Annotated in this window: 12 protein-coding genes; 8 read left to right on the top strand and 4 right to left on the bottom strand. The window is 66.2% G+C overall.

Translation table 11 applies throughout. The features are described 5' to 3' along the window. Positions 1–761, top strand: a 761-nt coding sequence (locus AC1DVM_RS07410; protein ID WP_477253310.1) for a peptidylprolyl isomerase, incomplete at its 5' end; no start/stop codon positions are given. 172 nt (positions 762–933) lie between these two features. After that, complete coding sequence (gene argJ / locus AC1DVM_RS07405; protein WP_477253308.1) at positions 934–2,175, top strand: bifunctional glutamate N-acetyltransferase/amino-acid acetyltransferase ArgJ; 1,242 nt, start codon at positions 934–936, stop codon at positions 2,173–2,175. Here argJ and AC1DVM_RS07400 read toward each other — a convergent pair whose 3' ends face one another. Beyond that, positions 2,176–2,541 carry a hypothetical protein gene (locus AC1DVM_RS07400; RefSeq protein ID WP_477253306.1) on the bottom strand — a complete coding sequence of 122 codons (366 nt, stop codon included), beginning with the start codon at positions 2,539–2,541 and terminating at the stop codon, positions 2,176–2,178. Positions 2,542–2,657: 116 nt separating this feature from the next. Here AC1DVM_RS07400 and AC1DVM_RS07395 point away from each other — a divergent pair, with 116 nt between their 5' ends. After that, positions 2,658–3,071, top strand: coding sequence for a (deoxy)nucleoside triphosphate pyrophosphohydrolase (locus AC1DVM_RS07395; RefSeq protein WP_477253305.1), 414 nt, complete (start codon positions 2,658–2,660; stop codon positions 3,069–3,071). Positions 3,072–3,082: 11 nt separating this feature from the next. Beyond that, positions 3,083–4,000 (top strand): DMT family transporter, encoded by a 918-nt coding sequence (locus tag AC1DVM_RS07390; protein ID WP_477253303.1) that lies wholly within the window; start codon positions 3,083–3,085, stop codon positions 3,998–4,000. 15 nt (positions 4,001–4,015) lie between these two features. Here AC1DVM_RS07390 and AC1DVM_RS07385 read toward each other — a convergent pair whose 3' ends face one another. Next, positions 4,016–4,381, bottom strand: a complete 366-nt coding sequence (locus AC1DVM_RS07385) for a DUF427 domain-containing protein (RefSeq protein WP_477253301.1) — start codon at positions 4,379–4,381, stop codon at positions 4,016–4,018. 72 nt (positions 4,382–4,453) lie between these two features. After that, complete coding sequence (locus AC1DVM_RS07380) at positions 4,454–5,344, bottom strand: methyltransferase domain-containing protein (RefSeq protein WP_477253299.1); 891 nt, start codon at positions 5,342–5,344, stop codon at positions 4,454–4,456. A 96-nt stretch (positions 5,345–5,440) separates the two neighbouring features. Between AC1DVM_RS07380 and AC1DVM_RS07375 the strand changes: the two genes are divergently transcribed. The 4 genes from AC1DVM_RS07375 to AC1DVM_RS07360 all read left to right on the top strand — a co-directional run bounded on the left by AC1DVM_RS07375 (position 5,441) and on the right by AC1DVM_RS07360 (position 7,915). Beyond that, a complete protein-coding gene (locus AC1DVM_RS07375; RefSeq protein WP_477253297.1) occupies positions 5,441–6,217 on the top strand; it encodes a ComF family protein in 777 nt (258 codons plus the stop codon). Positions 6,218–6,260: 43 nt separating this feature from the next. Then, positions 6,261–6,518 (top strand): glutaredoxin 3, encoded by a 258-nt coding sequence (grxC, locus tag AC1DVM_RS07370; RefSeq protein ID WP_477253295.1) that lies wholly within the window; start codon positions 6,261–6,263, stop codon positions 6,516–6,518. Positions 6,519–6,535: 17 nt separating this feature from the next. After that, entirely contained in the window at positions 6,536–7,399 is an 864-nt protein-coding gene (locus AC1DVM_RS07365) for a carbon-nitrogen hydrolase family protein (RefSeq protein ID WP_477253293.1), read from the top strand. A gap of 63 nt (positions 7,400–7,462) precedes the next feature. Continuing rightward, positions 7,463–7,915 (top strand): DUF1178 family protein, encoded by a 453-nt coding sequence (locus AC1DVM_RS07360; protein ID WP_477253291.1) that lies wholly within the window; start codon positions 7,463–7,465, stop codon positions 7,913–7,915. Between the two features lie 5 nt (positions 7,916–7,920). Here the strand turns inward: AC1DVM_RS07360 and ubiG are convergent, their stop codons facing one another. Continuing rightward, positions 7,921–8,664 (bottom strand): bifunctional 2-polyprenyl-6-hydroxyphenol methylase/3-demethylubiquinol 3-O-methyltransferase UbiG, encoded by a 744-nt coding sequence (ubiG, locus tag AC1DVM_RS07355; RefSeq protein ID WP_477253289.1) that lies wholly within the window; start codon positions 8,662–8,664, stop codon positions 7,921–7,923. Positions 8,665–8,758 lie beyond the last annotated feature (94 nt).

Genomic DNA, 8,758 nt, shown 5'->3' with positions numbered 1-8,758 from the left:
CCGCCAAGGTGCTGGCCCGCGTGAACGGCGTCGATATCACGGAAGCCGACCTCGCCGTGGCTGCGGCCGACCCGGCGCTGCAATTGCCCAACATCCCGGAAGAGCAGAAGCGCGAACTCCTGATCAGCTATCTGGTCGACCTCAAGCTCGGCGCCCGCGCCGCCGAGGCCGCCAAGGTGGGCGACGCCGCCGCCTTCGCCCGCAAGCTCGCCTATAACCGCGACAAGACGCTCCTCGACGCGTATCTCGAGCAGGAGGCCAAGAAGGCCGTGACGCCCGAGGCCGCGAAGGCCCTCTACGACGAGACCGTCAAATCCATGCCGCCCGAGCAGGAAGTACGCGCCCGCCACATCCTGGTCGAGAAGGAAGAGGACGCCAGGAAGGCGCAGGCGCGCATCAAGGCCGGCGAGGATTTCGCCAAGGTGGCGGGCGAGCTCTCCACCGATCCGGGGTCCAAGACCGATGGCGGCGACCTCGGCTTCTTCACCAAGGATCGCATGGTCGAACCCTTCGCCGAAGCGGCCTTCAAGATGGAGCCCGGCCAGGTTTCCGACCCGGTGAAGTCCCAGTTCGGCTGGCACGTCATCAAGGTCGAGGAAAAGCGCAGCAAGCCGGTGCCGTCGCTCGCGGAGATGCAGGATCAGGTCAACACCTACCTCGAGCGCAAGGCGCAGCAGGATCTGATCGTCGGCCTGCGCGGCAGCGCCAAGATCGAAAAGCTGGACGACAAGGGCAACCTGGTCGAGCAGAAGAAGCCCTGAGAGCTGGGCATTAAAACCGCGGGGGCGAGCGAGCGCCCCTGCGCACCCGGCCCCAGCCGGGTGGCGTGCCGTGCCTTCCCCTACGAAGCGCGGGCTTGACAAAAAGCCTCAAAAAACCACACCTCGCGAAGTCGAACGCCTTGTCGTTCAGCTCTCCTCCCCAGGTTCGCGTATGTCCAAGTCCGTCTCTCCGCTCGCGCCGAAATCTTATCCCACGCTGCCAGCCATCGAAGGCGTGCGGATCGCGACCGCCGAAGCGGGCATCCGCTACAAGAACCGCACCGATGTGCTCTACGTCTCCCTCGCCCGCGAGACGGCGGTAGCGGGCGTGTTCACCCGGTCGAAATGCCCCTCCGCCCCGGTGGATTGGTGCCGCAAGAACCTCGGCAAGAATGGTGCGCGCGCCCTCGTGGTCAATTCCGGCAACGCCAACGCGTTTACGGGCCGGAAGGGTGCCGAGGCCGTGAAGATGACGGCGGATTTCGCCGCCAAAGCCGCCGGCTGCCGCGCCTCGCAGGTCTTCATCGCCTCCACGGGCGTGATCGGCGAGCCCCTCGACGCCACCCGGTTCAAGGGCGTGCTCGACAGCTGCGAGAAGAAGGCCAAGCCGCTTGCCTGGGTCGATGCCGCCAAGGCGATCATGACCACCGACACCTTCCCCAAGGTTGCCACCCGCACGGCAAATATCGGCGGCATCCCCGTCACCATCAACGGCATTGCCAAGGGCGCCGGCATGATCGCGCCCGACATGGCCACCATGCTGTCCTTCATCTTCACCGATGCGCCCATCGCCGCGCCGGTGCTGCAGGCGCTTCTGAAGAAGGGCGCCGACAAGAGCTTCAACTGCGTGACGATCGACAGCGACACCTCGACCTCCGACACCCTGTTGTTCTTTGCCACGGGAGCGGCCGCCAAGCGGGGTGCGCCCGCCATCACCCTGCCGAGCGATCGCCGCCTCAAGGAATTCCGCCAGGAGCTCGAAGGCCTGCTCGGCGATCTCGCGCAGCAGGTTGCCCGCGACGGCGAGGGCGCGCGCAAGTTCGTCACCGTCAAGGTGACGGGCGCCAAGGGCGCGATCTCCGCCAAGCGCATCGCCATGTCGGTCGCCAATTCGCCGCTGGTGAAGACGGCGGTCGCGGGCGAGGACGCCAATTGGGGCCGCGTGGTCATGGCTGTCGGAAAAGCGGGCGAGCCTGCCGAGCGCGACAAGCTGGCGATCTGGTTCGGCGATATCCGGGTCGCGGCCAAGGGCGCGCGGGACCCCGCCTATGACGAGGCGAAAACCACCGCCTATATGCGCGGCAGCGACATCACCATCCGCGTCGATCTCGGCCTCGGCCGCGGCGAGGCGACGGTCTGGACCTGCGATCTCACCAAGGAATACGTGGAGATCAACGGGGATTATCGGAGCTGATCAGGGAACCACGGTCACCGTGCGTTTGATCACGATGCGCATCGGCCCGCCATACTGGTCCTTGCCGATAAACGCGTAGGCGAATTCGTCAGGTCCGGTATAGCCCGGCTTGGCGACGTAAAAGGGCTTCATGTTGCGAACGCCAGCCTGGCCGACCTTCGGCTTCTGCACGATCTGGACGTCCTCCAACGCGCCGGGAATGTTGTTGATGTTGAAGGTGCAGCCCTTGCCGCTCGAGACAGTCATCGGCCCTTCCGCCTCGAAGCGGGCCGAATAGAGATAAACGTTGGATGCCGTACAGGCCTGCGCCGATTCGAAAGCACCGAAAAGAGCCAGAGTCGGCAGGACAAATCGCAGGAAACGCATGAAAGATCCCTAATTGCTACTCTATAACGATACATCATTATCTTCCGAAGTCCACGTAGGTTGAGTTCGGTTGCGCCTTGTGATGAATGAGGGTGCCGCTCCCGGAGTCGACGTTCGTGCCCCCTCTCAAACTCACCCTCGTCGTCGCCGTCGCGCTGATCGACGCCGATAACCGGATCCTTCTGGCCCAGCGGCCGGAGGGCAAACAGCTCGCGGGGTTATGGGAGTTTCCGGGCGGCAAGCTCGACCCCGGCGAGCGGCCGGAGGACGCGCTGATCCGGGAATTGCGCGAGGAACTCGGCATCATCGTGAAGGAGGCGTGCCTCGCCCCCCTCACCTTTGCCAGCCACGCCTATGACAGCTTCCATCTGCTCATGCCGCTCTATGTCTGCCGGCGTTGGGAAGGGTTCGTTCAGCCGCTGGAGGGGCAGGCTCTGGCCTGGGTGAAGCCGCAGGATCTGCGGAACTACCCGATGCCGGCGGCCGACGAGCCGCTCATTCCCTACCTCGTCGATCTCCTGAGTTTCTGAGGCCTGCTTTTATGTCCGCAGCCGATCGCGTCGCCGTCGCCGACATCCCGGAGCCGACGCAGCTCTTCCTGATTTCAAACCTGGTTGTCTGCTCGATGCTGTGGGCCACCAGCATGCTGTTCATAAAGTTCAGCGGCGACATCAACCCGTTCGTGCTCGCGGCCATGCGCGGGCTCATCGGCGCCACGTCGCTGGTCGCCTGGTTCACGCTGTCGCGACAGGCCATTCTGCCGACCCGGAAGGAACTGCCCACATGGCTCTTTCTGGGCACGTTCAACGGATGGCTCCCCAACGTCCTCCTGGCCTTCGCCCTGACGCAGATCACGACCGCCTCGGCGGCGATGATCCAGGCCTCCTCGCCGCTGATCGTCGCGCTGCTGGCGCATCTCTGCTTTGCCGAGGAAAAGCTGACGCCGCGTCGCCTCGGAGGCGTGCTGGTCGGCTTCATCGGAATGGGCATCCTCATCGGGCCCGCGGCGTTGCCCGATAGCGGCGTCGGCGGCGCCGGCGCGCTGGCGATGGTGGCAACCGCCGTCAGCTATGCGATCGCCAACGTGTTCGTGCGGACGGTCAGGCATGCGGACCCGGCGCGCCTTGCGCTCGGCCAGCAATTCTGCTCCGCCGTGCCGGCGACGCTTCTGGCACTGGCGCTCTCCGGCCCCGCGGCCTTTTCGACGGTCAAAGACCATCTGCCACCGCTCATCGCGCTCGGAGTGGTGTCGACCGCGCTGCCGATCCTGTTCTTCATGCGGCTGATCAGGCGGGCCGGACCGACCCGGGCCTCGATGGTGGGCTACCTGATGCCGCTCTGGACTGCGATTCTTGCCGTCCTGTTTCTCAACGAGCAGGTGGGTGTGCGCGAAATGGTCGGCGGGCTGGTCGTGTTGTCAGGCGTGGCGCTGGTGTCGTTCAGCGGCAGGCGCGCGTAGGGCCGCCGCGCGCGCCTAATGGGTGAATTCCTCGATCGCATCGACCTTCTGCGGATAGAACGCCAAGTAACCGGCGATCCGCCCGACGCTGTCGAACGGCGTCTCGTAGGTCCAGGCCGCGTTCTCGACCACCATTCCACCCGCCGAAGCGGTGAAATAGGATGCGTCGCCCTTGTAGGGGCAACGGGAACGATGGTTCGTGCGATCGAGCTGGTCCATCCGCACATCTTTCCGGGGAATGTATTGGACCGCCGGCAAAGCCGCCTCACGCAGCGTCAATGCTTCGGTGGTCTCGGCGATGATGAAACCGCCCAGTACCACGCGGATGCGGTGCGGATTGTCCTCGATGGAGATCGGGTGACCGGCATTCGGCGTCTTCATGGACCATCCCTCGAGGCGGGCGCGGCTTGAGGAATAAAATAGCACGACGCCCGTCATCCCAACAGCGTGCTGTTAGCCGTCGCGGGGAGGCGTAAGGCCTGCCGTTTCGCCCGCCGGTTTCTCGGGCACTCCGAGAGCCTCCGCGAGGCGCATCCTGGCGGAACCGGGACGCAGGGGCTTCTGCTGGCTCTCATGCGGCGTCCAGCCCGAAAGCCAGATGATTTCGAAGGTGGCCGGAAGGCGCCCGTCGGGATCGGCGAAACGCTCGGCGTAGATCTCGACTGCCCGCAGAAGGGTCGCGCGGCGCAACGGAGCCTTCTTGCGGTCCACCAGCGCATTGGTCAGGCCCATCCCGCGCAGGTCGCGCATGAGCGCGAAGGGATCGCCGTAGCGCACGCGGATGACCTCGGAATCGGCGACTGGCAGGGCGAAGCCTGCTCGCTGCAGCAGGCCGCCGAGATCGCGCACATCCGCGAACGGGGCCACGCGCGGGCTGACGCCGCCTTCCAGTTCGGCCTCTGCCTGGGTGAAGGCCTGCCGCAGCTCGGTCAGGGTCGCGCCGCCGAGCAACGCCCCCATGAACAGGCCATCCGGCTTGAGGGCGCGGCGGATCTGGATGAGGCTTCCGGGCAGATCGTTGGTGCTTTGAAGCGACAGCAGCGAAACCGCCAGATCGAAATGCCCGCCACTGACGGGCAGGCGTTCCTCGTCGCCCATCACGCCTCCGGGCTCCGCCAGCGGCGACACCCTCACCACCTGCCCGATCCGGGCAAGGCGCTCGGCCGCCGCGCGGGTCGGCGTGCCGACATCGAGGATCAACGGGAAGGGCCGCGCGACCGTCGAGAGGCGCTCTTCCAGATCGTCCACGACGCGCACCAGCAGGAAATCCGCATAGCCGTCCCGCATGGCGCGCTGCAAACGGCGACGCACGAGGGCGCGATCGAAGACGACGGGGCTGCTCATTTGAGCGGTATGGCGCGAAACGGCCGGGACTCCAAGTGCCGATGCCGAGCCGCAATCTCCCTCGCATGCGCCGTGGGATCGCGTTACACAATAACAATGAACGATCCAGGGACCGCATCCAGCCGCTTTCCGCGGCTGAAGGAAGCCGCGCGCAGCGCGACCGGCTTTCTCCTCGGCCTGATCTATCCGCCGACCTGTATCGCCTGCCAGGGCGCGACGGGCGCGCCCCACGCCTTGTGCGCGGCCTGCTGGTCCGGCATTCGATTCATCGAGCGGCCCTATTGCGAGCGGCTCGGCACGCCCTTCCCGGTCGATCTCGGCATGATGCTTCATTCTCCGGCGGCGCTCGCCGATCCCCCGGTCTTCGAGCGCGCCCGCGCAGTGGCCGAGTATGACGGCACGGCGAGCGCCCTCGTCCATCGGCTGAAATACGGCGACCGGCTCGAGCTGGCCCGCGCACTGGGCGGCATGATGGTCCGGGCCGGCGCTGAGCTTCTGGTCGACGCGGATGTGATCGTGCCGGTGCCGCTCCATCGCTATCGACTCTGGCGACGGCGGTTCAACCAGGCGATGGCGCTCTCGTCCGTCGTCGCGCGGGAGAGCGGCCTGCCGTGCGATCCGTTTCTCCTGTCGCGCGTCAAGCACACCCGCCAGCAGGTCGGGCTGACGAAAGCGCAGCGGCAGCAGAACCTGCAAGGCGCCTTTCGTGTCTCCGACGACGCCAGGCCAAGGCTTGCCGGGAAGCGCGTTCTTCTCGTCGACGACGTCCTCACCACCGGCGCCACCGCCAATGCGGCCTCCCGGGCCCTCCTGCGGGGTGGCGCCGCCTCCGTCGACATACTGGCCTTCGCCCGGGTCGTGACGGAACGGTGAGTCGACCCTATATGACCCGGACCCAAAGGAGATTTACGCGACGATGGCCCCTATCACGATCTACACGAAGGACTGGTGCCCCTATTGCACCGCCGCCAAGAAGCTTCTCACCGACAAGGGCGCGCCCTTCACCGAAATCGACATCGGGGCGAAGCCCGACTTGCGGGCCGAGATGATCCAGAAGGCCGGCGGACGGACCTCCGTGCCGCAGATTTTCATCGGCGAGCGCCATGTGGGCGGCTGCGACGACATCTATGCGCTGGACGCGCGGGATGAACTTGAGGCTTTATTGGCCACCTGACCGGAGACACCCAGACGATGACCTGTCCGATCTTCACCGCCGCCTGCGTCCAGATGCGATCCGGGCGCGATCCGCTCACGAACCGGGACGCGGTGGTGGCGATGGTGCGGGAGGCCGCTCGGGAAGGGGCCGATTTCGTGCAGACCCCCGAGATGACGTCTCTGGTGGAGCGCGAACGGGAAGCCCTGTTCGACAAGGTGGGAGCCGAGGAGCGCGATCCGACGCTTGCGGCCCTGCGCGACGTCGCTCGCGAGCGGGGCACCGTGATCCAGATCGGCTCCATCGCGGTGAAGGTCGGCGACAAGATTGCCAACCGGGCGTTCCTGATCGACGAGCGCGGCGAGATCGTCACCTCGTACGACAAGGTTCATCTCTTCGATGTGGATTTGCCCAACGGGGAGAGCTGGCGCGAATCCGCCACCTATACCGGGGGCGACCGGGCGGTTCTGGCGGAAACGCCGTGGGGGCATCTCGGGCTGACCATCTGTTACGACGTGCGCTTCGCAGCCCTCTATCGCGCATTGGCGGAAAACGGCGCGGCTTTCCTGTCGGCGCCGGCGTGCTTCACCAAACAGACCGGGGAAGCGCATTGGCATGTGCTGCAGCGGGCGCGCGCCATCGAGACCGGCTCGTTCATGATCTCGGCCGCTCAAGGCGGCACGCATGAGGACGGGCGCGAGACGTTCGGTCATTCGATGATCGTCGATCCCTGGGGCCGCATCCTCGCCGAAGCCGGCGAGGAGCCCGGTGTGATCCTCGCGCGGATCGACCCGAACCTCGTGGCGGATGCGCGTGGGCGGATCCCGACCCTCAAGAATGCGCGACCGTTCCGCGTCGACGTGGTGTCGGCGACGCCCGACAAGCGCGCCGCCACCGCGTAATCCCCGAACGGCACGACGCAGCGCGCGCTTGGCGCGGAGCCAAGTCATCCTTATGTCAGAGCCATGATCAAGTATGCGCTCGCCTGCGAGCAGGCCCACGAGTTTGAAAGCTGGTTCCCGACGAGCGAGGCGTTCGAGGCGCAGCGCGATCGCGGGCTCGTGACCTGCCCGTATTGCGATTCGGCGAAGGTCGAAAAACAGCTTATGGCGCCCTCCGTCGCTCGCACGAAGAAGAAGAAGAACCAGGGCGCGGCGAAGCCCGAGCCGCAGACGGTGGCGGCGTTGTCCGAGAAGGACCGCGAGCTGCGCGCCATGGTCCGGGCCCTGCGCGAACAGGTGATGGCGAATGCCGAAAACGTCGGCAAGGAATTTGCCGACGAGGCGCGGCGGATGCATTACGGCGAGACCGAGCATCGCTCCATCTACGGCGAGGCCAATGGCGAGGAGGCGCGGGCGCTTCTCGACGAGGGAATCGACGTGATGCCGCTGCCGATCGTTCCCGACGACCGGAACTAGATGCGTTACCGACGCCCAGCCGCCAGCATGTAGTTGACGGCCATGTCCCGTGAGAGCGACCAGGCGCCACTGAGCGGATTGTAGCTGACGCCGGTCTCGTTGCCGGCTGTCATTCCGGCAGCGCCAAGGGCCGCCCGGAGTTCCTCCGGCGTGACGAACTTCTCCCATTCGTGGGTGCCCTTGGGCAGCCAGCCGAGCACGTATTCGGCCCCCACGATGGCGAACGCGAAGGATTTGGCGGTCCGGTTGAGGGTCGCCATGATCAGACAGCCTTCCGGCCTGGCCGCCTTGGCGCAGGCATCGACGAAGGCCGGTACGTCGGCCACGTGTTCGACCACCTCCATGGCCAGCACCATGTCGAAGGTCTCGCCCTTGGCGACGACGGATTCCACCGTCTCGTTGCGGTAATCGATGGGAAGCCCCACCCGCTCCGCATGGAGCCGGGCGACCGAGATGTTGGTCGGCGCCGGGTCGAGGCCGGTGACGCGCGCGCCGAGCCTTGCCAGGGGCTCGGACAGAACGCCGCCGCCGCAGCCCACGTCGAGCACGGTCAGACCTTCGAGCGAGCGGGCGGAACGCGGGTCGCGGCCGAAGCGCCGGCAGGCCTCGTCGCGGATATAGGCAAGCCTCACCGGGTTGAAGCGGTGCAGGACCTTCATCGGTCCCCGGGGGTCCCACCAGGTCTCGGCGATGCGCTCGAAACGAGCGACTTCGGCCGGGTCGATGGTGCTGGTGGCGCTATCGGTCATCAAGGCGTCCTTCGGTCGTCCAGGGCCGGGTCAATTTGGGTCGGGTCGTTCGTCATAACGGATTTGGCGCGTTGACAGAGCGCCACCCCGCCGT

The organism is Microvirga sp. P4_A5 (assembly GCF_056402495.1).
The sequence above is the reverse complement of the archived record's forward strand: the minus strand, read 5'-3'. Positions and strand labels throughout refer to the sequence as shown.